The sequence below is a fragment of the Pseudoalteromonas sp. SIMBA_162 genome (assembly GCF_046535955.1).
GTDB classification, from domain to species: Bacteria; Pseudomonadota; Gammaproteobacteria; order Enterobacterales; family Alteromonadaceae; genus Pseudoalteromonas; species Pseudoalteromonas marina.
Genome location: NZ_JAWJBQ010000002.1, coordinates 19009 through 44093 on the forward strand (window position 1 = coordinate 19009; position 25085 = coordinate 44093).

Annotated in this window: 23 protein-coding genes; 8 read left to right on the top strand and 15 right to left on the bottom strand. The window is 39.0% G+C overall.

From position 1 onward, the window contains the following. Positions 1 to 12: 12 nt before the first annotated feature. The 4 genes from R0J88_RS01750 to R0J88_RS01765 form a co-directional block, all read right to left on the bottom strand. On the bottom strand, positions 13 to 501 hold the full coding sequence (locus tag R0J88_RS01750; RefSeq protein ID WP_410898876.1) for a (2Fe-2S)-binding protein: 489 nt from the start codon (positions 499 to 501) through the stop codon (positions 13 to 15). A gap of 236 nt (positions 502 to 737) precedes the next feature. Beyond that, positions 738 to 1337, bottom strand: coding sequence for a nucleotidyltransferase family protein (locus tag R0J88_RS01755; protein ID WP_410898877.1), 600 nt, complete (start codon positions 1335 to 1337; stop codon positions 738 to 740). 3 nt (positions 1338 to 1340) lie between these two features. Further along, positions 1341 to 2360 (bottom strand): XdhC family protein, encoded by a 1020-nt coding sequence (locus R0J88_RS01760; RefSeq protein ID WP_410898878.1) that lies wholly within the window; start codon positions 2358 to 2360, stop codon positions 1341 to 1343. A 167-nt stretch (positions 2361 to 2527) separates the two neighbouring features. After that, the gene (locus R0J88_RS01765) at positions 2528 to 3388 is read right to left on the bottom strand and encodes a DUF6279 family lipoprotein (protein WP_410898879.1); all 861 of its coding nucleotides are present in this window, start codon (positions 3386 to 3388) and stop codon (positions 2528 to 2530) included. 399 nt (positions 3389 to 3787) lie between these two features. Between R0J88_RS01765 and R0J88_RS01770 the strand changes: the two genes are divergently transcribed. Then, positions 3788 to 4513, top strand: coding sequence for a tetratricopeptide repeat protein (locus R0J88_RS01770; RefSeq protein WP_006791705.1), 726 nt, complete (start codon positions 3788 to 3790; stop codon positions 4511 to 4513). A gap of 68 nt (positions 4514 to 4581) precedes the next feature. On the opposite strand, the gene R0J88_RS01775 is transcribed toward R0J88_RS01770, so the two are convergent. The 9 genes from R0J88_RS01775 to dnaK all read right to left on the bottom strand — a co-directional run bounded on the left by R0J88_RS01775 (position 4582) and on the right by dnaK (position 13333). After that, the gene (locus R0J88_RS01775; RefSeq protein ID WP_410898880.1) at positions 4582 to 6000 is read right to left on the bottom strand and encodes a coniferyl aldehyde dehydrogenase; all 1419 of its coding nucleotides are present in this window, start codon (positions 5998 to 6000) and stop codon (positions 4582 to 4584) included. Between the two features lie 139 nt (positions 6001 to 6139). After that, the gene (locus R0J88_RS01780; RefSeq protein WP_410898881.1) at positions 6140 to 7606 is read right to left on the bottom strand and encodes an SLC13 family permease; all 1467 of its coding nucleotides are present in this window, start codon (positions 7604 to 7606) and stop codon (positions 6140 to 6142) included. A 204-nt stretch (positions 7607 to 7810) separates the two neighbouring features. Then, positions 7811 to 8074, bottom strand: coding sequence for a CBU_0592 family membrane protein (locus R0J88_RS01785; protein ID WP_008127470.1), 264 nt, complete (start codon positions 8072 to 8074; stop codon positions 7811 to 7813). Positions 8075 to 8224: 150 nt separating this feature from the next. Further along, on the bottom strand, positions 8225 to 8476 hold the full coding sequence (locus R0J88_RS01790) for a hypothetical protein (RefSeq protein ID WP_008127468.1): 252 nt from the start codon (positions 8474 to 8476) through the stop codon (positions 8225 to 8227). Positions 8477 to 8586: 110 nt separating this feature from the next. Beyond that, a complete protein-coding gene (locus R0J88_RS01795) occupies positions 8587 to 8964 on the bottom strand; it encodes a response regulator (protein ID WP_006791700.1) in 378 nt (125 codons plus the stop codon). A 56-nt stretch (positions 8965 to 9020) separates the two neighbouring features. Then, complete coding sequence (locus tag R0J88_RS01800) at positions 9021 to 9425, bottom strand: DUF1761 domain-containing protein (RefSeq protein WP_410898882.1); 405 nt, start codon at positions 9423 to 9425, stop codon at positions 9021 to 9023. Between the two features lie 104 nt (positions 9426 to 9529). Then, positions 9530 to 9991 carry a Cys-tRNA(Pro) deacylase gene (gene ybaK, locus R0J88_RS01805; protein ID WP_276755489.1) on the bottom strand — a complete coding sequence of 154 codons (462 nt, stop codon included), beginning with the start codon at positions 9989 to 9991 and terminating at the stop codon, positions 9530 to 9532. Between the two features lie 84 nt (positions 9992 to 10075). After that, complete coding sequence (gene dnaJ / locus R0J88_RS01810; protein WP_410898883.1) at positions 10076 to 11215, bottom strand: molecular chaperone DnaJ; 1140 nt, start codon at positions 11213 to 11215, stop codon at positions 10076 to 10078. Between the two features lie 201 nt (positions 11216 to 11416). Continuing rightward, positions 11417 to 13333 (bottom strand): molecular chaperone DnaK, encoded by a 1917-nt coding sequence (gene dnaK, locus R0J88_RS01815; protein ID WP_008126292.1) that lies wholly within the window; start codon positions 13331 to 13333, stop codon positions 11417 to 11419. A 248-nt stretch (positions 13334 to 13581) separates the two neighbouring features. Between dnaK and R0J88_RS01820 the strand changes: the two genes are divergently transcribed. The 4 genes from R0J88_RS01820 to R0J88_RS01835 all read left to right on the top strand — a co-directional run bounded on the left by R0J88_RS01820 (position 13582) and on the right by R0J88_RS01835 (position 18343). Further along, entirely contained in the window at positions 13582 to 14397 is an 816-nt protein-coding gene (locus tag R0J88_RS01820; protein ID WP_006791695.1) for a thioesterase family protein, read from the top strand. Between the two features lie 519 nt (positions 14398 to 14916). After that, a complete protein-coding gene (locus tag R0J88_RS01825; protein WP_410899018.1) occupies positions 14917 to 16083 on the top strand; it encodes a PqiA/YebS family transporter subunit in 1167 nt (388 codons plus the stop codon). Continuing rightward, complete coding sequence (pqiB, locus tag R0J88_RS01830; RefSeq protein ID WP_006791693.1) at positions 16080 to 17735, top strand: intermembrane transport protein PqiB; 1656 nt, start codon at positions 16080 to 16082, stop codon at positions 17733 to 17735. The genes R0J88_RS01825 and pqiB overlap by 4 nt, the downstream gene beginning before the upstream one ends. Beyond that, a complete protein-coding gene (locus tag R0J88_RS01835) occupies positions 17735 to 18343 on the top strand; it encodes a PqiC family protein (RefSeq protein WP_410898884.1) in 609 nt (202 codons plus the stop codon). The genes pqiB and R0J88_RS01835 overlap by 1 nt, the downstream gene beginning before the upstream one ends. A 340-nt stretch (positions 18344 to 18683) precedes the next feature. Here the strand turns inward: R0J88_RS01835 and R0J88_RS01840 are convergent, their stop codons facing one another. Next, entirely contained in the window at positions 18684 to 21569 is a 2886-nt protein-coding gene (locus R0J88_RS01840; RefSeq protein ID WP_410898885.1) for an insulinase family protein, read from the bottom strand. A 169-nt stretch (positions 21570 to 21738) separates the two neighbouring features. Here R0J88_RS01840 and R0J88_RS01845 point away from each other — a divergent pair, with 169 nt between their 5' ends. Next, positions 21739 to 22155, top strand: a complete 417-nt coding sequence (locus tag R0J88_RS01845; RefSeq protein WP_305398198.1) for an MAPEG family protein — start codon at positions 21739 to 21741, stop codon at positions 22153 to 22155. Positions 22156 to 22207: 52 nt separating this feature from the next. Here the strand turns inward: R0J88_RS01845 and R0J88_RS01850 are convergent, their stop codons facing one another. Then, on the bottom strand, positions 22208 to 22957 hold the full coding sequence (locus R0J88_RS01850) for a peptidylprolyl isomerase (RefSeq protein WP_341219680.1): 750 nt from the start codon (positions 22955 to 22957) through the stop codon (positions 22208 to 22210). Positions 22958 to 23178: 221 nt separating this feature from the next. Between R0J88_RS01850 and R0J88_RS01855 the strand changes: the two genes are divergently transcribed. Both R0J88_RS01855 and ushA read left to right on the top strand, forming a co-directional pair. Beyond that, a complete protein-coding gene (locus R0J88_RS01855; protein WP_006791686.1) occupies positions 23179 to 23349 on the top strand; it encodes a hypothetical protein in 171 nt (56 codons plus the stop codon). Between the two features lie 92 nt (positions 23350 to 23441). Continuing rightward, positions 23442 to 25067, top strand: coding sequence for a bifunctional UDP-sugar hydrolase/5'-nucleotidase UshA (gene ushA, locus R0J88_RS01860; protein ID WP_410898886.1), 1626 nt, complete (start codon positions 23442 to 23444; stop codon positions 25065 to 25067). Positions 25068 to 25085: the final 18 nt, after the last annotated feature.

Below are 25085 nucleotides of genomic sequence, written 5' to 3' on the forward strand. Positions count from 1 at the left end.
TATGCGCTCCAATTAAACGTCTTGCTTATTTGGGTTAAACATTTGTACTGCACTTTGTGACTCATCGGCCGCACGTTGTATTGCCGACTTTATACGTTTGTACGCCATGCAGCGGCAGTAGTTACCATTCATATGATTGACAATTTCTTCGTCTGTTGGCGACGGATTGTCTGCAAGTAATGTTGCCGCTTGCATAATCTGCCCAGACTGACAATAACCACATTGCGGTACTTGCTCTTCAACCCATGCTTTTTGAAGCGGGTGTTCGTTATTGAGACCTTCAATAGTGGTAATGTTTTTACCAGCTACAGCTCCTACGGGTAATACACATGAACGTGTAGCCTGTCCATCTAAATGCACTGTACACGCACCACACATTGCTATGCCACAACCAAACTTAGTGCCCTTTAGTCCTACTTCATCGCGAATAACCCATAGCAGTGGTGTATCTTCACTTGCTTGTGATTCAATCACTTTGCCATTAATTGTAAACGTTACCATAACCCGCCCCTTGAATTAGCTTTCAATCAACTGCACTGCGATTTGTGCTGAGCAGTTGGTAATACCATTAAAATTAAAGCAACTTGATCCTCGACATTGCTCTTAAGTAGTGTGCGCAACTTTATGCCCTGCGCAGTATGTATTTATATAAACATGTTCAATTAAAGTTTAGTTTGTTTTTTTATTTAAGCTGAACCTCTGTTTGAGGTAGATTTATTGCCTAAAGTTTTAATTATTTAATTTAGCGCCTGTTTAGCGGTATAACAATTTAACTGCTCAACGGTATCTATGTCTGCGCTTGCCTTATTTAGTAAAACGCAGTTTACAATACCGCCGGATTCACGAAGTAGATGTTGAGCGCCTTTGTCATTAGACAAAGTGGTGAGTAAATCAAAATCATCATGAGGAAAAATTGCCGGCACACCTAATCGTTCTCCATAGTTAGCACACCATCGAGTGGGGTTATTCTGAAAACGAGTGACTAACAGCTGAATATCGCACGCCTCCAATTCAACCTGATCGGCTAGCATAAATAAAATGCCATCCCAACCGTCACTATGCCTTAACTGATTAGCTGCAAGCGCGATTGATTTACCTAACCCTTGCTGCCAATCTAAATTACAGATAATTTCGACATTATTGTAGTGCTTTAGCGCTTGAGTAATTTCGTTATGCCAGGCGCCTGAAACAACATAGACGGCACCCGCGTCTAACTGCTGTAAAACGTCAACTGCACGAGCAATCATAGTTTTATTATTGCCCACATTTGCTATTAATTTGCATCCATCAAAACGAGACGACTGTCCTGCGGCTAACAACACTTTTGCTATGCGCATACTTCACTGACCCCAATTGCTTAGGGATGTAGCATCTTTATTAGAAAGCACGGCGTGTATTTCACTAATAAGTGACAATGCAATACTTTCTGGCGAGTCGCCACCTAAGTTAAGCCCTACAGGCCCAAAAACAGGTGCTTTAACCTCTTGTATAGCTATATTGGCTTGCTCAAAAACTTGTGCTCGTCGGTGCTTAGGACCCAGCAGCCCCATATATTTTAAATTAGACTGGTTCAACGCATATAGTGCATTTGCATCAAGCTCAACACTGTGGGCCATTAATATGCTGGCATCCACCTTTTGCTTTTCGCAATATTGGGTTAGCTCTTGAGGCGGACAACGTAAAATAGCATCTGCCTGCTGAAAATATTGCCTTTTAGCATTAGCCGCGCGGGGATCCCACACAGTCACAACCCAACCCAGCTGCTTAGCCATAGAATAAACGGCAACAGCGTCGGCACCGCCACCCACAATTAAAATATGTGGGGCTGGGTATACGGCCACTTGAAGCCAATGCTGATTATTTTTTTCAATGATTTGTGCTTTACGATTAACAGAAAGACCATCAGAAACATTACGTATTGAAAAAACGCCCTGCCCCAACGCACAAAGAGGTTGCACTGGTTGTAAATAATAACCTGACACTTTTTCTTTAAGAGCATTAAAAACAAAATCGAGATTTAGGTATTCATTGGCGCTATTAACTGGCTGTAAAACAATATGGACAACACCACCACAGCCAATACCTAGCTGAAAAGTTAAATCATCTTCATCGGTGGCATCATACGTAATAGTTTTTGACGTAAGGGAAGTCATTACTTGTTTGGCGTGGCGCTGAATATCTGCCTCTAAGCACCCACCGGAGAGCATACCCAATCGCTGCCCTAAGCTAGAAATAAGCATCATGGCGCCTAGCTTACGGTAGCTCGAGCCTTCAATTTTATACAATGTAGCCAAAACCCATTGCTGTTCGTCTCGTAAAGGGTGCCACGTTGCAAGCATGCTTTTTAAATCAGTTACCATATAAGTGCCGTTAGAATCCTTTATTTATGTATTTTCGTAGCCTATAAAATTTAGCTGTAAATAACTGACTAATTTTAAAAACGTTTAACCTACGTTGAGCCTACTTAGTAAGATCATATTTATATTATATAAATGAAATTTTCGTACTCAATGTAAAGGTTTAAATTTTAAGGTTCCATTAAATCGTTAAGGGTTTCAATTAGGCTGTCAAATTCATCATTAACACTTTCGCGCTGTTTTTTATTCAATGTCGGGGCTAGTTCTATTAATAAATTAACATATAAATCAAGGTTGCTGGCATTTATAGCTAATTGCTCTTCGCTCATAAAGGCTTCACGCTCTTTTATTACATAGCTTAATTTAGTTACAAACTCATCTTCAGAGAGTGTTTCATCAACCATTATTAATTTTGCTGCATCTAATCGAGTTTGTTTGTAATCAAGCCACAGCCCGCCTGACTCCGTATGCTTGTTATTTGCGTCTGTAATAAGTTGCTTTTGCTGGTCAGTGAGCTTACCCAGCCAATCTGAGTAGTAGTCTAACTGGTTTTCTAGGCGTTTAGTTTTGCGCTCTTTACTAGATTGTTCGTTGTATTGCTCACGATCTTCGTTAATTTGATCTTGAATATTTTGTATAAATTCATCGCGCTGATCTGTAGAGAGCGTATACCCTAATTGCGCAAGCGAAAAATGCGCATGCTCAAGAAGATTTTTCCAGTGGGCCCTAGCAAATACTACCTGCTCTTTTAATTGAGCATGATTTAGATTTTGATTAAACAGCGACTTTAAATTTTCAATATCTTGCTTGTATGCTGGCAACTGTGTATCGCGATGCCATTGCTGTGTGGTGTTAATAATCTCTTTTAATTGCTTGTTCTGTTGTTTGTTTAAATCGACGTAATCATCAACCCAAAATGACGATAACCAAGTTAAATTATTATATGTAAACGAGGCAGAACAACTCGTTAATAGCAGTACGCTTAACGCAATAGTTATATGTGACAACTTATTTTTTATTGTTTTTAACATTTTCACCTCTGCAAATATAAACGCTTCACTTAGCTAAGCACTTACATAATGAACCTACGTAACGTGAACTCGCTACCTTAAATAGCATAACAGTCAAAAGTTTATAATTAGCAACTTTTCGCCATGCTTTGACATAGTTATTTCTTTTAAATTTTCTGTTATATCTGTATCTTACGCTTATAAAATCGAACGTGTTAGAAAAAACGCCCCCGATTTGAGCTATAATCACAAACAGAGTTTATCTAAACTTAAATGCACGCTAGTTTGTTTGTAGTAATAAAATAAACCTAAAATATAGCAACGTTATACGCCCTTAAATAGCTGCAAGTGCAATAGTGTTGCAAATAAAATGGTTTTATTTAACTCACAGTGAAACGATTACTTTTTGGAGACATCGCTATGTCACAGTTTAATTTAAAAACGTTATTACTTACGGGTGCTTTAATTGCGAGCCCTTTTGCGAATGCGACCCTTGAAGAAGGTATTATTGCGGCGAACGAAGGTCGCTTTGAATTCGCTTTAAAAGAATTTGAATACCTTGCCGACAAAGGGTTTGCACCTGGCATTTACGAGCTTGCTAAATTATACGAAGAAGGCCACGGCGTTACACGCGATTATTACAAAGCAGCCGATCTATACAAAAAAGGCGTAAAAAAGAATCACGCAGACTCAATGTTTGCATTAGCGGTATTATACGACGAAGGCAAAGGCGTTAAGTTAGACAAACAAATGGCTTTATCTTTATTCGAAAAAGCAGCCAAAAAAAACATGCCTGCCGCACAGTTTAACTTAGGCGTGATGTATTCAAATGGTGATGGTGTTAGTCACGACTACAAACTTGCTAAAACATGGTACGAAAAAGCCGCTGGGAATAACTATTCTTTAGCGCAATTTAATTTAGCGCTTATGTACTTTGAAGGGCTAGGAATGCCTAAAAACCTTGAGAAGTCATACATATGGAATACAATTGCCGAATACAATGGCAACATGCAAGCAAGCCATAGTCGAAAGTTAGATGAGCGTTCGATGCTACCTAAAGAAATTGAAGAAGCAAAAGAAAAAGCTGATGCAATTTACACTAAAATCCTTGCAGGTACCTACGCAGGTGAAGGACGTCTATTTTAGGTTAAGCAAAAAATAAAGCTGGACTTAGTATCATTGCGCATACTTAGTTCAGCTTTTTTTGGCTTGTTTTACTTAATATATAACCACTTTAGCAACCTGGTTAGTATTTTACTTTGCTTAAGTAACAACCCTATGCGCGGGTTAAAAGAACCAGAAACGAGTGTATTTTTAGCGTGACTAAACGTTAAAAACCCTTCCTTACCGTGATAGTGCCCCATACCTGAATGACCCACCCCACCAAATGGCGCGTCGTCAGCAGTTACTTGTACTAAGGTGTCGTTAACCGCAACGGTGCCACTAAGCGTTTGTTTAATAATGTACTCTTGCGCCTCTTTATCTTGACCTAAAATATAAAGAGCAAGTGGGTTAGGGTGCTGTTTAATATAATCGAGAACGTCATCTAACTTCCCATAACTCTTAATTGGCAATATAGGCCCAAATAGTTCATCTTGCATAAGTTGCATGTCGTCAGTCACGTTCGTTACTAAATGCAGGCCCATACGATGTTTATCTGCGTCTTGTTGATTTTGTTCAAGTGGCTTAATGACATTTGCCCCAAGTTCTTGTGCTTGCACTAAGTATCCGGCTAGACGCGCATAATGCGAATCACTAATAATAGAGGTTAAATTTTTACCTTCAACACCTTGCTTAAAATGCTTTTTATAAAGCTCACATAACTGTTTAATAAGCTGGCTTTCTAGGGTTTTAGGCACAAATACATAATCTGGCGCGACACAAATTTGCCCGGCATTTGCCATTTTCCCGAATAACAGCGCGTGTGCTGCTTTTGTAACATCAGCTTGCTCGGTAATAATCACTGGTGACTTGCCACCAAGCTCTAAAGTAACGGGAGTTAAGTTTTTACTGGCTGCTTTCATTACTAATTTGCCAACCCCAGTAGAGCCGGTAAATAATAAGTGCGCAAAAGGAAGAGACGAAAATTCGCTGGCAACGTCGCTGCCGCCTTGGACCACACATACATGCTGACTCATTTTGTCATCAAAAAGCTTTTCTAATACAGCATTAGTATGTGGTGTAAATTCGCTGAGTTTTAACATTACTTTATTACCGGCTGCGATTGCAGTTATCACTGGTACAACCGCTAGCTGAATTGGGTAATTCCACGGTGCGATAACACCTACCACGCCTTTTGGCTGATAGGTAACACTCACTTTAGACGGCCATAAGCTAAGCCCCACAGAACGTTTACTAGGCTTTGACCATTTAGGTAACTTTTTAATAATGTGCGAAAGCCCTTGCACAGTAGGTAAAATATCACCAAGTAAGGTATCAAACGCAGTCCGGTAGCCAAAGTCTTTCGATACTGCACTGATAAGTTCTTCTTCTAGCTCTACAATGCGCGAACGTAATTTTTTTAAAATGGCAATTCGAGAATGAATAGAAGGATAAGGATTATCTAAAAACGCATTTTGTAAACTAGTAAAGTGCGCTGATAAAGAGGCTATTTGTGCTGTGTCTGTTGTCAAAATAGATTACTCGACTTTTAATGTTATTGTCGACTATAACCTTGATCTGTTTTTCGAACAATAACACTAATTTACCTATTACAACCACACACATAGTGATTAAGAGTCGCTTTGTTTAAGATACAAACCGACTCAATTTTTAAAAATTAAATACTGTTTTTGCGAGCGTTATTGTTACAAGTGTAATTAATACTATAGCGACTAGGTTAAGTGCAAAACCTGCTCTGATCATATCGCGAATTTTAATTTTTCCCGAGCCAAATACAATGGCATTTGGTGGTGTGGCAACTGGCATCATAAACGCACAACTGCATGCTATAGCAGCAGGAATAACCCACACTAAAGGCGAGCCAAAAATACTTTCAGCAACAGGGCCTAATAACGGCAAAAAGCCCGCCGCAGTAGCTGTATTACTCGTGATTTCGGTTAAAAAGGTGATAAGCGCTACAACAACCACTATGCCCAAAACTAACGGAATAGCACTCGCCCCTTCTATCATTTGTGCAATGTATTGAGCTAAACCAGAAGATTTAATCTGTGATGCTAACGATAAACCACCACCAAATAATAACAATACACCCCATGGCACTTTAGATGCACTTTGCCAATCTAAAATTCGCTCATCACTGCCCTTCTTAGCTGGCAAAACAAATAACAACAAGGCTGCTGTAATAGCAATAGCAGTGTCTGAAATGCTAAGACCCGATAAATCAGCTAATAGCGGTCTAAAAACCCAACATAACGCGGCTAGTACAAATACTGAAAACACACCTTTTTCGGCCCGTTGCAACGCACCGAGTTCAGCAAGTTCATTTACAAACATAGCCTTACTGTCTTTAATGTTTTCTGCATTTTTATCAACTTTATAGCTGAATTTAGTAAGCCATATCCAACACACCAGTAACATCACAATTGCTAAAGGCACACCTAGCATCATCCATTGCCCAAAGCCTATTTCAATTTGGTAACTTTCAGATAAGTATGCTGCCATAAGCGCGTTAGGCGGTGTTCCTATTAACGTGGCAATACCACCAATGCTGGCACCATAGGCAATTGATAGTAGTAATGCTTTTGCAAATCTATCTTCACCAGAATCAGAGTGACTCACTAAATGAATAATTGATAACGCGATAGGTAACATCATCACCGTTGTAGCCGTGTTTGACATCCACATAGATAAAAATGCTGTGACTAACATCATTGCTAAAATTTGTAAGCTCGGTTTTTTACCCGCATATAACATAGTGGTTAACGCAATTCGTTTATGTAACCCCCAACGTTCCATAGCTATTGAGATTAAAAAACCACCCAAAAATAAAAATATAAGTGGGTGTGCATAAGGCGCTGCCGTAATTTTGATAGGCGCAATGTTTACAAGTGGCGTTATGACGAGCGGTAACAATGAAGTTGTAGGAATAGGAACAACCTCAGTCACCCACCAAGAGGCCATCCAAAATGTTAAACCTGCGGTTTTAAAGGCTGTATCAGATAGGCCATTTGGTGGATCTAATAAACAGGTTAACAGCATTACAATGGGCCCAAGCCAAAGCCACACGCTTCGTATAATAGAATGTGTTTGATTAATATTATTTAGGTTGCTTACCATCACCGCGCCAAAAGCTATTTAACAGACGTCACAGTAAAGAAGATAGTAAGGACTTGTCAAATGGATATCAGCCATAACTAAATTTGCATAGAGTTAAAGGCTTAGAGCTTTAGTACGAGTGAAAAGTGTAAGACATCATACAAATTAAGAAAGGGAATTTATAGAAACGCCGTAAACAAGAGGTCTACGGCGAACATATCAAAATTAACTAGTCGCTAATGCTGATCTATTTTTTATATACTTATATAAACCAATTAATGAAGCAGCTATCCAAAATATCTCTATCACAAAGCTTGCTAAATTAAAGTTATAACAAAGGCTTATTAATAATAAAATCGCCCCTGTTAGGTTCATCATGTTGTACGTCAAGCTGGTTGGTGTTGTTTTACCTAATTGAAGTAGAAAAAACGAGCCAACAACTAAAAATGTGCCTGTCATACCGATGATGTCAAATAAGAGTGCTATCACGAAACTATCCTTTATCCATTTTTCAAATAACCCAAAAAACTGGCCCATTCCATGGGGAGGGTATTTTTCATTCATTGAAACAGCAAAACCGGGCGATCATAGCAACAAAGCAGTTTCAAACAAGGCCATATGTCCGCATATGTTTTTAGCTTATTTAAATGTAACTTTTCCACCTATCATTTTGTAGGCAGGTGCGCCGCGGATTAAAGCAGGTCTTGCAAAAGCCCGCTCACAACTTGGGCAAATACACGGAATTTTTGTGAAGTCTTGAGATATACGCTCTTTAAAACACTTAACAAGCGCCCCCTTCCCCCCTTTGCGATATTTAAAAAGTTGCGTTTTACATGACGAGCAAAAAATATCAACGGTTTTTATAGGGCCTTTTTTGTTTGGTTGTGCCAAAACACCTCCGTAATTAATAATTATATTTAACGTTAAATAAGATAAGTTTAATGAGGTAGCCCGTAAATTAAAACAGCCGTAGTGACTAGAAAATATTTTAACCGCCCAGTTCATGACTTATTGGCAGTAGCTAAAACATGATTTAAGTGATCAGCGAGGCATTTAAGGCTAAAGGGCTTTACAATAATGCCTGAAACTTTAGCTGCGATTACATTTTTTATAGTTTTAGAATTATCTTCACATGTCACCATCAAGACAGGGGTTGAGGTAAGCTGTTCGTCATTTCTTATTCTATTTAGTAAATCTTTACCGTCCATTTTGGGCATATATAAATCAGTGATGACCAAATCAAAAGACTGCTTTTTTAACAGTGTGAACGCCTGAATACCATCGGTCGCTTCAACAATATCAAGATAGTTTAGATTTCTAAGCATGTTAATTAATACATGTCGCATCAGTGGTATGTCATCAACAACAAGTATTTTCATATTATTTAGTTACCTGAATAAATAAAAAGATAGACAATTTTGTGTTTATAAATCAACTATGGCCACCCGCCTAAAATTAATCCCATCAACGAAAATTGGCTTACATAGTAACCACTGTTTATCAAAAAAAGTTTTACTGGACGCTGCTCATAAAGATAACTTAAACCCAAAGAGCTGCTCACCCAAAATAAACCAATAGCAAAACCAGTCCCTACACTCAAACCCAAGCTCGACTCGTTACCTAAAAATATCGACAGTACAAATGCAGCCAAAAATGAAAATAAAAATGTGCCAATACATACACGTTTTTTATTGGCACTTTGCAGGTCAAGCTCGGTCAAGCCGCAACTTTCGAGCCAAGCTTGTCTAAATAATAAGTTTGAATACCAAACACTACTTAACGTAAACGACGAAAGCGCAGCAACCAGTATCGAAATAAAATTAATATCCGAAAAATTCATACAACACTGAAATTTCCTGAATCGTAACGTCTTTTTAATGTAGTTAATATTAACTAAAGCAGCAAATACTAAAGTGTAATCGATACTTAAATACCAACAAACTATTAGAACACAGCAAACGTTGCTTTTGTTAACTCAGCTATATCGTCTATGGCTAACTTTAACTCCAACCCACGCTTACCGGCACTGACATATATAATTTCAAACTCACTAGCACTACTGTGAATATATGTTTTAAGACGTTTTTTTTGTCCTATTGGGCTCACTCCTCCAAGTATATAACCGGTGCTTGCATTTACTTTTTGAGGCGCGGCCAAGGCCATTTTTTTTGTTTTTGCCACTTTAGCAAGCTGTTTAAGATTAACTTGTTGAGATACGGGGGTGATGGCAACGATTAATTCACCTTCATGCGTTTCTAGTACAAGTGTTTTAAATACTTGCTCACTATTTAAATTGAGTTTTTCAACTGCCTCTAAACCATAGTGACCATTGTTTGCATCGTGCTGATAGCTCAGTATTTCGAACTTTATTTTTTGTTTTTCGAGCAGTGCGATAGCGGGTGTCATTGGGTTCTCACTTTTTTAGAGGTGTTAGCAAATTTAAAGCAAAAAAAACGGCGCTGTAAAGCACCGTTTTTTTAAACATAATTTTTACTTTGTTAAGTCATCAAAAAACTTTTTAACACCATCAAAAAAGCCTTGCTCTTTAGGACGATTTTTTGAGCTATCTGTGCCCATGCTTTCTTCTAACTCTTTAAGTAGTTCACGTTGGCGCTCGTTAAGATTGACAGGTGTTTCAATAACTACCTTACAAATTAAATCACCTTGTGCGCCACTTCGTACAGACTTAACACCTTTGCCACGCATACGGAACATTTTGCCGGTTTGCGTCTCTGACGGTATTTTAAGTTTTGCACGACCATCAAGTGTAGGTACTTGAATTTCACCGCCTAAACCAGATGTAGTAAAGCTAATAGGAACTTCACAATATAAATTGTTACCTTCACGTACAAATATGTCATGTTCTCTTACAGACACTTGTACGTATAAGTCACCCGCTGGTGCGCCATGTACCCCGGCTTCACCCTCACCCGATAAACGAATACGATCGCCTGTATCAACACCCGCTGGTATTTTCACCGACAACGTTTTAGTTTTTTCTACACGGCCTTGACCATGACAGCTGTTACAAGGATCTGAAATAATTTGACCTTGCCCCTGACACGTAGGACATGTTTGCTGAACAGCAAAGAAACCTTGGCGCATTTGCACCTGGCCTGCACCATGACAGGTAGTACATGTTTTAGGTTTAGAACCCACTTTTGCACCGCTTCCATCACAAGGGTCACAACTTACCCATGTTGGTACTTTAATTTCTACTTCTTTACCACGAACCGCTTCTTCAAGCGTTAAATCCATGTTGTAACGTAAATCAGAACCGCGTTGCTGGCGAGATTGACGTCGGCCACCGCCGCCACCAAAAATGTCACCAAACACATCGCCAAATACGTCACCAAAATCGCCATGGCCGCCACCAAAGCCGCCATGACCACCGCCACCGCCTTGTTCAAAGGCAGCATGACCGTATTGGTCGTACATCTGGCGTTTTTGATCGTCAGTTAGAATTTCGTATGCTTCTTTTACTTCTTTGAACTTGGTCTCAAGCTCTTTATCGCCTGCGGTACGATCTGGATGATATTTCATCGCTAAGCGTTTATACGCTTTTTTTATGTCTCGCTCACTCGCATCTTTGCTTACGCCGAGGACTTCGTAATAATCGCGTTTTGACATATCTATCACACTACTCTTTCTATTTTGCAGCGTAAGCTGCGGGATAAACCGATAAATCTAATCGATTTATCATTGAATTATGAACCTTAAATACATGCAAAAGGCGCGACAAGCTATTGCTCGCGCGCCTCATTTGTTCATCCTAACCTAAACACCTAACCGAGTTAAGTGTTTTTGGTCAGTTAGAAGCGTCGGCAACAATTACTTGTCGTCTTTTACTTCTTCAAACTCTGCATCAACAACGTCATCATCTTGCTTAGCTGATTGTTGTTGCTCACCTGCGTCTGCTTGACCTTGCTGTGCTTTAGCTTGAGCAATTTCCATTAACTTTTGAGACTTTTCAGCAAGTGCTTGCGTTTTAGCTTCAATTTCGTCTTTGTTGTCGCTCTTAATTGCAGCTTCTAAGTCTACAACTGCCGCTTCAATCGCTTCTTTATCTTCACTTGGTAAAGCATCGCCCGCTTCTTCAACTTGCTTACGTGTACCGTGAACCATTGCATCAGCTTGGTTACGAACAGCTACAAGCTCTTCAAACTTTTTGTCTTCTTCAGCGTGCGCTTCTGCATCACGTACCATTTTTTCAACTTCTTCATCGCTTAAACCTGAAGACGCTTGAATAGTGATCTTTTGCTCTTTACCTGTGTCTTTATCTTTAGCAGATACATGTAAGATACCGTCAGCATCAACATCAAATGTTACTTCGATTTGTGGTGTACCACGTTGAGCAGGACGAATACCTTCAAGGTTAAATTGACCTAAAGATTTGTTGTCGCTTGAACGTTTACGCTCACCTTGTAACACATGAATTGTTACCGCAGACTGGTTATCTTCTGCTGTTGAGAACGTTTGTGATTTCTTAGTAGGAATCGTCGTGTTCTTCTCAATAAGCGCTGTCATTACAGAGCCCATTGTTTCAATACCTAGAGACAATGGAGAAACGTCTAGTAATAGTACGTCTTTAACATCGCCTGCTAGTACGCCACCTTGGATTGCCGCGCCTACAGCTACAGCTTCATCAGGGTTAACGTCTTTACGTGGCTCTTTACCGAAGAAATCAGCAACTGTTTTTTGTACTAAAGGCATACGTGTTTGACCACCAACTAGAATAATGTCGTTGATGTCGCCTACTGATAAATCAGAATCAGCAAGTGCACGTTTAAGCGGCTCTAGAGATTTAGTTACTAAATCTTCAACAAGTGACTCAAGCTTAGCGCGTGTTAGTTTCACGTTCATGTGCTTAGGACCTGTTGCATCAGCAGTTACATACGGAAGGTTAACTTCTGTAGATTGTGCTGAAGAAAGTTCAATTTTTGCTTTTTCTGCAGCTTCTTTAACACGTTGCATTGCAAGTGGATCTGTTTTTAGATCTAAGCCTTGGTCTTTCTTAAATTCTGCTACTAAGTAGTTGATAACGCGGTTATCGAAGTCTTCACCACCTAAGTGAGTATCACCATTGGTAGCAAGTACTTCAAATGTGTGCTCGCCTTCAACTTCGTCAATCTCAATGATTGATAAATCGAACGTACCACCACCTAAATCGTATACAGCAACAATGTTTTCGCCTTTGTTTTTGTCCATGCCGTAAGCAAGGGCAGCAGCAGTTGGCTCATTGATGATACGTTTAACTTCAAGACCAGCAATACGACCGGCATCTTTAGTTGCTTGACGTTGTGAATCGTTAAAGTATGCAGGTACTGTAATTACCGCTTCAGTTACTTCTTCACCTAAGAAGTCTTCTGCAGTTTTTTTCATTTTTTTCAGTACTTCAGCAGAAATTTGTGGTGCAGCGCGTTTTTCGCCGCCCGCTTCTACCCATGCATCGCCGTTATCAGCTTTAATGATTTTAAATGGCATAATGCCGATATCGCGTTGTACTTCTTCGTCTTCAAAACGACGACCAATTAAACGCTTAATTGCAAATAATGTGTTAGTAGGGTTAGTAACCGCTTGACGCTTAGCAGATTGACCTACTAATGTTTCACCGTCTTGCGTGTAAGCAATGATAGACGGGGTTGTGCGATCGCCTTCCGCGTTTTCTATAACACGTGCTTTGTCACCATCAAGTACTGCAACACAAGAGTTTGTAGTACCTAAATCGATTCCGATAATTTTACCCATGAAACTTCTCCAACTTCAAAATTCGTTATACGTTAATTCGTTCGATGACTAGTAAATAGGGATGCCCTAAAACTAATTCAACTGTAAAAATGAAAAAAAATTCATTTTTTATGATTTATTTACAAAATAACCCCAATAATTGTAAGGAATGATGATTTTTAGAGCGTTTGACACACCTTTAAATACTGGCCTGACCAGTTTGGTTGTGTTATAAATTTATTAAATTGCACTTTTAAAGGATATTTCCCATGCATTTTGACCAACTACTTGAGCAAGCCGCTAAAATAGGTCAATCAGATAAAATCGAACAATCCGCACTTACCATGCAATTTCCTGAAAATTGGTGCCAAGGAAGAACCGCTTTTGGTGGTTTATCAGCTGCATTGTTATATCAGGCTATTAGAGGCAAAGTGAATAATGACCGCCGACTTCTTTCATTAAGTACTAATTTTGTTGGGCCTTTACTCGCCGACACCCCTTTTTCACTTTATGTTGAAGTATTACGTGAGGGTAAAAACAGTACACAAGTACTCGCTAAAGCAATTCAAAATGAGCAAGTAGCCGTAATCGTGCAGGCTTGTTTTGCTAAAAATAGAGAGTCAGCTATTAATGTTCCTGTTTCAAAGTCGTTAGGTTTAAGCCCTGTTAACGAGCGTTATACGTTACCCTTTATAAAAGGCCAAATGCCTGAATTTTTTCAGCATGTGGATTTGTGCCCACAGCAAGGCGCAATGCCCTTTACAGGAGCAGACACATCTCATTTAGGTGGGTGGATGCGACTTAAACATACACCTGAAACCATTACAGAAGCACATGTAATTGCACTAACCGATGCATGGCCGCCAACATTATTACAAATGTTTAAACAACCCGGGCCAGCAAGTAGTATGTCGTGGTATTTAGAGTTTGTTCAGTCTCCCAATTTAACGCCTGGCGAGTGGCTTGGCTTTGAAGCAATTACGCATCACTCTAAAGATGGATATGGTTTAGAGGACGGGTGTATTTGGTCACAGTCAGGTGAGCTTATTGCTCTTACCCGCCAAACTGTTGCCGTGTTTGATTAGGGTCGGTTGAACTTTGCGGTTTAAAATTTATTCAAACTAGGGGCTATATAATAGCGGCCCGAGATTTGCTTCACGAGATTTGCAACCTAGTGAACCTAGTGGGCTCGATAACTGCTCCTGCATTACTCTACTGGCTTACATCCATGTAAGAAGAAGTAAAAACTGAGTAACAAAGAGTAAATAGCTCCTAGGAAGCCCCCCTTGGGCAGCGCCTGTTTGGCATTAATGCTACGTTCTCGCCAATTTATGAAGAATAACCATACTAAATAGGCTCTTCCTTAATACTAAAAAGACTCCTTCAAATTTAACCTTGAAAGGTCAACAGACCTAAATATATAAAATGCAGGCCAATCAGATACTTTCTGGCTTGGCCTGTATTCAAAATTAACAGTTCGCGTTGTATTACAGCTTCAAATATTGCAAAATCAACTAAATGCATTATTGTTTGGTACTAAATTGCAAACTGTTTGCCCCTGCTGTGACCTGATCATAGATATACCAAGAATTATCGCTAAGCAAATGGCGATTTGCCCGCATTGCCATCATAAATTATGCGAAGCCAACGTAAACCACGATAATCGCATAGTGGCGTTGAGCTTTAGTGCTTTGCTAATGCTACTAAGTAGTATGTTTTATCCTTTTTTATCCTTTAGTAGCAATGGTATAACCCAAACTATCACCCTCCCCGACGCAGCCCGAATATTATTCAATTACGATAGTGAATTGTTAGGCCTTTTTATTGATTTAAGCATTATTGCCTTACCAATGAGTTTATTAATTATTTTAATACCCCTTCATTTAGGTGTTTTAAAAACATTGCCACAAGCCATTGCGCGTAGGTTGCTTAAGTTTACTTTGGCACTTGAGCCATGGATTATGTCTGAGATATTTTTAATTGGTGTTTTAGTCAGCATGGTTAAAATTATGTCTTTGGCTGATATAAGCTTTGGGGCAAGTTTTTGGGCTTATGCTGGCTTTGTTATTTTATACATTGCCGCTTTAGTACACTTAAATCGTCCAAGGTTATGGGCTCAAATAAAACCAGTAAAAGTGTTAGAAGGTGCCGAGCACGCCAAACGCGCTATTGATGAAAATATTAAAGCCTGTCATGTGTGTCATCAGCTATGTACAGGTAAGGTCTGCCAGCGATGCCACACCAAAACACATGTACGTAATCCTCATAGCGTTCAAAAAGCAACTGCTTGGCTCATCACATCTATTGTTTGCTATATACCAGCCAACGTATTGCCTATTATGAATACAACAAGCTTGGGTGATGAAACCCCGTCCACACTTATTGGTGGGGTTATTTTACTTTGGAAAAGTGGTTCTTATCCCATTGCAGGTATCATTTTTTTTGCGAGTGTTGTTGTTCCTTTAGCCAAAGCATTTGTACTAAGCTTTTTGTGTATTATGGTAACAAAACCTGCAAACAGGCATACAAAAAGTTACACTAGAATTTACCAACTCACTGAGTTTATTGGTAAATGGTCAATGATTGACGTTTTTGTTGTCGCCATTTTAGTGGCTTTAGTACAGCTAGGTAATTTAATGTCAGTTACACCAGGCTTAGGCATTGCATTTTTTACCGTTATGGTAATATGCCAAATGATGGCTGCTCATTCATTTGATCCACGCCTTTTATGGGATTCACCTAAAAATAAATCATCAGAGACTAAAACATGACCGAAACTGCCCAAGTAACAGATGAACCAAGAATCTCTGCTATCTGGATTATTCCAGCCATAGCGCTTTTTGTCGGCGTGTGGATGCTTTACCAATATCAAGCAAATAAAGGCCCCACTATATATATTGAGATGCCGCAAGCCGAGGGCATTATTGCAGGTAAAACAGAAATAAAAGTGCGCAGTGTAAAAATAGGGCAAATAGACAGCGTTCGTTTATCCGACTCCCAAGACAGTGTGATTGCACGGGCTCAAATAGATAAAAGCTATGAAGACTTACTTACCGACGACGCAAAAATATGGGTAGTAAAACCACGTATAGATGAAACCGGCATAAGTGGAATGAGTACTTTACTCTCTGGGGTATATTTAGAATTTGCACCGGGCGAAAGTAATACACTTAAAGAAAATTTCACCCTGCAAGAAGAACCTGCATTAATAGGCAAAGACGTGCAAGGTGGTCGCTTTAAACTACTTAGTTATAACGCAGAAGTACTTGATGTTAGTACCGGAATATTTTTTAAGAATTATAAAATTGGCCAAATAGAAACCGCCACATTTGATTGGGAAAACCAAGCAATGAAGTACGGTATATTTATAAAAGCGCCGTACCAAAACTTAATTACCAACAACTCAATTTTTTGGGTCAACGCGGGTATAGAAATTGATTTATCTGCTGATGGCATAAATATTAATACAGGCTCTTTAAGTAAGCTTTTAAAAGGCGGAATTTCAGTTGGCTTACCCGATAACCAAACACCGGGGGAAATAGCTAACGATGGCCACAATTTCTCACTTAGCCAAAGCTATAAAGAAGCACTAGAAGAACGCTTTTACGACTTTGACTATTACATAATAGATTTTGAACAATCAATTAGAGGCCTCAGACCCGGCGCCCCTGTTGAATATCGTGGTATTCGCATTGGTACAGTAGTTGAAGCGCCTGCAAACATAATTGTTAATGGCAAACCTGCTCACTTTAAAAGTGCAAACACGTCAGTACCTGTTCTTATAAAAATAGAGTACGGCCGTATTTATCACCATAGCGCAACAGCTAAAGACTTTTGGAAAGAAAGCTTAAAAGGCTGGATAGAAATTGGCATGCGCGCCTCTTTAAAGCCCGGAAATCTTTTAACTGGTGCAGTTTATGTTGATTTTGATATGTACCCCGATGCCCCAGAAGCGGAGTTTGAAAAACTGGGCCAGTATACCGTTTTTCCTAGTATATCGAGCGGAATTACCGTACTTGCCGACCAGGTTTCTGATGTATTAAACAAAGTTAATAATTTAAAAGTTGAAGAAAGCTTAGCCCAAATACAAGTTGCCTTTGCCGACTACCAATCTCTTGCAAATGAAATGCGCACACTATTAAATGAAAAAGATACTCAAAATTTACCCGGTGATATAAATCGTAACTTTGCAAAAATGACCAAAAGCATGGAGCAATTTGAAGTGACCATGCGACAATTTGATAAAACAATGGCGAGTTATCAGGCTGGGTCTGAATTTCATCATCAATTACAACAAACACTGCGTGAATTTAAGCGCTTAAGTGAAGAAATACAACCTTTGACACGCGGCTTAAATGAGCAACCAAACATGCTAATTTTTGACAAATCACTGCCCGCAGATCCAATACCAAGGAAGCAATAATGAAAACCCTATTAATCATAACAAGTTTGCTTTTAGTATTGTCGGGCTGTAGCTCAGCAATACAAAATGCGACTCAGTATTACCAATTTGAACAGCCTATTGATTCATCATCACGAAATATTAGTGAAACCAACGCACAGTTGAGAGTGCAAACAGTTGTTTTAAGAGGCGCATTAAACAACTTAGGCATAGCGATGAAAATTGATAATAATCAAATTCATGCTGCAAATTATCATTTATGGGGCGAGTCTCCTGACGTTATGCTTACTGCCACTGCCCAACAAACTTTATTTAAAAATATGCCCACTTGGATGGTTATCAAAGGGCTACCTGTAATAACCGAGCTTGATCAGCAAAAATTTTATGAGCTTGAGTACGAAATTCACCACTTTAATGGTGATATGCAAGGCAATGCTGATATCTCTGGCCTATGGCGCTTATATTATACTCACCCAGAAAGCGGCCGCCGCTTGATTAGTGTGCATAACTTCTCACGCCTAGTACCCATAAAAGACGACGGCTACGACGGCTTAGTAGCCACGCTAGAACAAACGTGGCTAAACATAAACTTAGATGTAGCTAAAGCAATAGAACAAGCACGACTTTAATAACCATATATCAATGGCGGTTTTATCATCACTAATAACCGCCTTGCCTACCCTGTTAAAATCTGACTTTAATAATAGACACTAATAAACATTGTTATTATCTGTATCACCATTTGCAGCGACGCGTTTTTTATTCAGACTTCACCATGCTTACAGCACTTCGTTCTCATTGTAACTTAATGAACTTTGGAGCAATACAATTACCTTACACATTAATAGCAGCATCGCTAGCTTTTATGAGTTTTAAAGCATGAGACAAGTATTTTGTAGATATTGAAATAAATAAAAAACCCCAATGTATCAGTACATTGGGGTTTATTTTTTGACTTATTTATCAATCTTATTTTTGTAACTTAATGCCATTGTAATAAGCATCAAGCGTTGTGATTTTGGTTTGATTAGCTAAATCAGCAAAGTCACTTTCAATAAACTTAGTACCACGCAGCTGCACATTTAAACGCGCTGCTTGTGGGTTTAGCATAGTTTGCTTGTAGTACTGTTTTATATCTGCAAGCGTTACTTTTTCTACTTCATTGATCAACTTTTGTTTTGAGTCAAAACTAAAGTTTTCTCGGTACCAATCGTTAATTAAAGGACCCATTTCATCATTTAAGTTTTTTGGTTGCTCTTTAAGTGACACCAAAGTCGCATTTTTAAGTTGTAAAAATGTATCTTTTGTCATGTTATCGAGCTCTACCGCGTACTCTTTTTTGAACTGGTCGAAGCGAGCTTGTACCTCTTTAGGCCCTTTCACAGGGGTTTGTATAAACAAACCAACAGCAGAATAATCTTCGATTGAGCTTGCAATAGCACCTACTGCATAAGCGAGTTGTTCTTCTGTTCGCATTTTGTCAAATGCGATTGTTCTAAAGTGATCGCGTAATACAGCAGCCTGAGCCTTTTGTTTGTAACCCGGTATTGGGTGAACGGTCATATCAACCACAGCAACATCGGCTACATCTATATCCTTTTGTAATACTATCGTTTCACCTGGTTGTGGCAACCACGCTTTACTACGTGCAAACTCGCTCACCGTATGATTTTTAGGTAAAACAGCTATGAGCTCGCCTGCTATTGATTCTATATCTTGCTGGTTATAATTACCGTAGCTAAATACACGCAAATCATTATTAGAAAATGTAGCTTGTTGTAACTTTGTTAAGTCAGCAACACGTAATGATTTTGCAGTTTTGATTAATTCATCGGTATCAAAGCTACCCGTACGAGTTAGCTTAGAGTAAGCACCAAAGGCTTGAGCATAAGGAAATTGCTTTTGTTGATTCAATAAGTCACGCGTGTAACGGTCAATAGCTTGCTCGAACGCTTGCGAAGTAGCCTTAACGTTTAATCCACTCAAAGCCTGTTTAAGCAATACATCTTGCTTATCAGTGAACCCATTAAGTGATAATACAAGCCCATTACTTGGTGCAAGTCTAACGCCCATACCGGCTACAGCAGCTTCAGTGCTTAATTGACTTTGCTGAATGTTATATAAATCTGCCCAAACAGAGTAAAGCACTTCAGCACTTATGTCGCTCAGACCCGGTTGTGTATTTATGTAAACCTCAACGAGCCCTTTAGGTTGCTCAGCAAATTTTTGACTTGCTTGACGCCATACTTTTACGCCCTGCTTATCGAAAACAAGCTCTGGGTGTTTTTGCTCTTTAAATTCAGCCGTTTTAATTGCAAAACTTTCAGGTAATAAGTTGTTCACACTAGGAAGCGCTAATTTAAACTCACTTGGCTTATTCCAGCTTGCTATTTCATCATCACTAATGTCATTTATGCGGTATTTGCCGTCGTAAAAGTATAATTGAGAGTCTGTTTCTTCTTGTTGTGAAATGTACCAAATACGCAGTGAATCTGCGTTGAGCTGGTTTAGCACATCATTAACGGCGTCAGCATCAAACTTTGCATAGTGGTAAGGCGCGTTAATCGTGTGATTAAGCGGGTAAACTTGCATGCTGCCTGTTAGAGCACTCACATAGTTAAACTCGTCGCCCTTTTCTAAAAATTTAAATTGGTTATTAAGCGAGGTACGTATTTCGTTAAAATACTTGCTATCAACCCCTTCTTTTTTAATTAAATCAATGTACTGCATAACCACTGCAACAATTGCTTCGCGGTTTTGCATACCTAAATCAGTAAGCTCAATATCGACCGTTAAGGCACCATAGTTTGCATATTGTGTTGGAGAGGCTGATGCCCCTAGCTGTGAAACCCAGCCCTTATCTCTTAGTATTTGTGCTGGGCTACCCGGCATTTCATTGCTTAATAAATATGAAACAAAACGGTTGGGTTTAACAGCAAACTCATCACTGTTGTTAGTAATTGTAAAGTCAAGTTTTAACTGTTTTACATCTTCATTTGGCGAGTAAAATACGCGTTTACCGCCCGCTTTATCAAAATCTAAATTAGCTGTAACACTTGGCTTTTCGATGTTTTTATTTTTAATGTCAGCGAAGTATTTTTGGGCTTTTTGTTCCATATCTGCGATTGGCAAATTAGAAATAAGCGCGACTTTCATAATATTTGACGAATAATATTTCTCGTAAAAATCAACGGTTTCTTGATGAAGCGAACTACCTTCTTTATCGCCTAGTGTTTCTAGGTTACCAATTAAAAAGCGATTTGCCGGATGCTCACCCATCATTTTACGCGCTAATTTAAATTGGCCAAAGAAGTCCAGTTCGCGGCGCATAGACCACTCAGCATTCACTGCGTTTTTTTCTTTTTCTGTGTATTCTGGGTATAACTTAGGGGCTTTAAAAAAGTCAGAAAAACGGTCGAGTCCTTCGTCAAACGCATCGTTATTTATTTTAAACATATAGTTTGTAATTTCGAGCCACGTGTAGGCGTTGTGCGCTCCGCCATTTTTGGTCATAAAATCTGAATACCCTTTTGTATCAGGGTAACGTTCTGTGCCTAAAAACAGCATATGCTCTAAGTAATGCGCCATGCCCTGCTGAGACATAGGATCATGTAGTAAACCCACCCCCACACTTAGTGAAGCAGCAGATTTTTCTGCGCTTGGATCAGACACTAAAATAACCTCAATTTCGTTAGCAAGCTTTAGTGTTTTATATTCTCTATTATCATTTGGGCTAACCACTAAAGTGTCTGATAGTAACGAGGCTTGTGGCGAGGTTGCTACTGATGAAGATGTATTCGAGCAACCGCTGAGAACAGCGAGTGCGATGGCACTGAGACAAATAATTTTTTTCATTTTATTTCCATTAAAAGCATGATGCAAAAAGGTTATGCTAATTCAAAAGCAGGTTTGATAATATAAACTAACACTTTGTACTGAATACTTTCTAGCAGTTAACGCTTTTTTGTGTAACACATTGTGAAAAATGTCTGCATACTGACTAAAACAATAACAAGGAACTACAATGGAAAAAATAATAATACTTGCCATGTTTGTGCAAGTCACCCTGTCTTTGGCTGTAATGATTATTATGGGGAGAAGACGCTTTGCAGCAGCTAAAAATAAACAGTTAAACTTAAACGACTTTGCAACGATGCGATTAGATAACGCAGGTGACCATGTAAGGGTTGCGGATAGAAACTTTACTAACCAGTTTGAAATACCCGTTTTATTTTACACCGGTTGCTTGTTAGCTTTGCAATTAAACAGTGCAAGCGTTGTGGTTGCAATTTTGGCCTGCGTATTTGTAATAACACGCATATTACATAGCATTATTCATTTAGGATCAAATAACGTAAGAGCTCGATTTAACGTGTTTTTAATTGGCTGCGTGTCTGTATTTGCGATGTGGCTTGCGATGATTTGGCGGCTATTTATTTAATATAGGGCGCAGCTATATACTAGCTGCGCAGTTTATATTGCTCTGAATGAGGTTACTTCTTCTTTTTAAGGCGTGGAACAGCTAGTAAAAAAGCACCCAGTAACCATATTAGCGCTCCCCCCGAACTTCCATCTGAGCTACCAGAGTTATCCGCGTCAATCAGTGTATTTTCAACAACGGTCAATCCGGCTGCCGAATTAGGATCGTCATCTAATACAGTAACGCTCTGGATTGTCACTAAATTAGCACTACTAATAGACACATCACTGCTCGCACATTGCTCTGTTGTTATATCGACTACCGGTGTTTCACCGCAATGAACAAGGGCCGCAATTTTATCAAGCGTTTCCTGACTTCCTGCTGTGATTTGTCCAAACACTGTAAACCCACCATTTTGCGTATCAAGTGCCGCACTTCCCCCGCTATTATTAGCCATATTAAAAAACCACTGGCTAGTAGCACTATTAGGGTTGCCCCCTAACTTAGCCATGGCAATAGTACCTTTAACATTAGAAAATACAGGTTCATTGATAACAGCAGGTTTAGTTGTTATGGGGTCAAGCGTGTCTGAAAATGTAAAACCACCGCCTTGAATTACAAAATTGTCTATTGAACGATGAATAACTGTTTCATTGTATGAGTCGTCTTGCACATAACTTAAAAAGTTTTCTACGGTTTTTGGTGTTTGCTGGTCAAATAAATTAATCTCAATTGTGCCTTGACTAGTTTGCATTTCGACTATGGTTGCATGGCTAGCAAAGCTTAATGAAGCGAGCAATGAACACAGTAAACGTTTTTTCATGTTAGTTCCTATTATTATAGTTATTTAAAAATAAGTTTTGTTTAGGTTAATGCTACACACTAAGAAAATCGATAGCATTAAGATAGTTGATACAAATTAGACCGTTCTGGTAACATTTCAATTACACAATATTGATTTATATTTTCTATGAATATGTAAACCGAGTAAATGTTTAACTTTGCTCATTGCTAATTATTAAATAACAGAGATAACGGATACACATGACACACACACCACACACAATTTGCGACTTTGGCCTACACAAAGGCGAAGCATACACCAAACTCCCAGCAAGCTTTTTAAATTGGATGGTTGCTACAAAACACGAAAAGTCACATTACGCTAGCCAAGAACTCAAACGCAGGGAAAATGCGGCTACGAGTCGTAATTAGCCAAAAATATAAATATCTGCCTTTTTTATATTTCAAACTAGTTTAAACTAGCCACCTACAACATTAAGTACAACTTAATACACAGGTATTTTATGCGCATAATTTTTATTTTTTCGATCATTTTGGGTGTACTGGGATGCACATCTGCCACAACTAATGAAAAAACATCTTCTACACAATACTTAACCGTTCTTCATACTAACGATAACCATGGTCGCTTTTGGCATAACGAAAAAGGCGAATACGGTATGGCTGCTCGCAAAACACTACTGGATCAATTACGTAATGAAGCAAAAATAAAAGGTCATGCAGTTTTACTGCTATCAGGTGGCGACATAAATACAGGTATACCAGAATCTGATTTACAGCATGCAGAGCCTGACTTTAAAGGGATGTCTTTACTCGGCTACGATGCAATGGCATTAGGTAATCATGAATTTGATAACCCACTAAGTGTTTTAGCCAAGCAACAAAACTGGGCTAATTTCCCTCTATTATCGGCTAATATAGTGGAAAAGTCGTCAGGTAAAAACGCTTTTGACGCTTATAAAATATTTGAAAAAAATGGCTTAACTATTGCCGTGATAGGTTTAACTACAACCGATACAGCAAAAATAGGAAACCCTCAGTACATTGGTCACTTAGAATTTAAAGACCCTGTTCCAGTAACAGCCAAACTGGCTAAAGAGATAAAAGCAAAATACAACCCAGACATTACTATTGCTGTTACTCACATGGGCCACTTTATTGATGCTAAACATGGCATTAACGCACCGGGGGATGTAACACTTGCTCGCTCATTGCCTGCGAATACGCTTGACATGATCATCGGTGGTCACTCACAAGAGCCTGTGTGTATGGCATCAGAAAATGTAAATGATGATAGTTTTAAACCTGGCTTAGCTTGTAATCCTGATCAGCAAAATGGCACGTGGATAATGCAAGCCCATGAGTGGGGAAAGTACGTTGGTAAGGCTGAGTTCAAATTAGAAAATGGTGAATTGAGCCTACTAGATTATAAATTAATGCCAGTTAATTTATATGTAGAAAAAACAAAAGCTGACGGCACAATAAAAGAAGTACTTGCGAACGAATATATTAAGCCAGACCCGTCTTTAAAAGCGTTTTTAGCTAAATATCAAGCGATTGGTGCTAAACAAATTGAGGGAACTATTGGCTCTGTTGATGCAAGGTTAGAAGGTGATAGAAACAAAGTACGCTATCAACAAACAAACCTTGCTCGTGTTATTATCCAAGCACAAATGAATGTGGTAGGTGCAGATTTTGGTTTGATCAGTGGCGGTGGTATTCGCAGCTCAATTGATGCCGGTGAAATAAGCTATAAAGACATATTAAAAGTTCACCCTTTTAAAAACCGTATAACGTATATGGATTGGCAAGGTGCTGAACTATGGGACTACTTAAATACAGTAACAAGCTTCCCAGCAGACGCTGGTGCTTACTTGCAATATCACAAGCTTTCGTTTGACCGCAAAAATGGTAAGCTTACAAACGTATTTATTAACGGTAAACCGTTCGATAAAAGTAAAACATACCGCATGAGTTTAAATAGCTATAACGCATCGGGCGGTGATGGTTACCCAACTATAAATACGCTAAAAGGTTTTGTTAGCACTGACGAAACTGACGCCCAAGCACTTAAAACATTTATATCGCAACATAGTCCAATAAAAGCGGCTGAGTTTGCTCCTAAATAAACACGGTTAATAATAGGG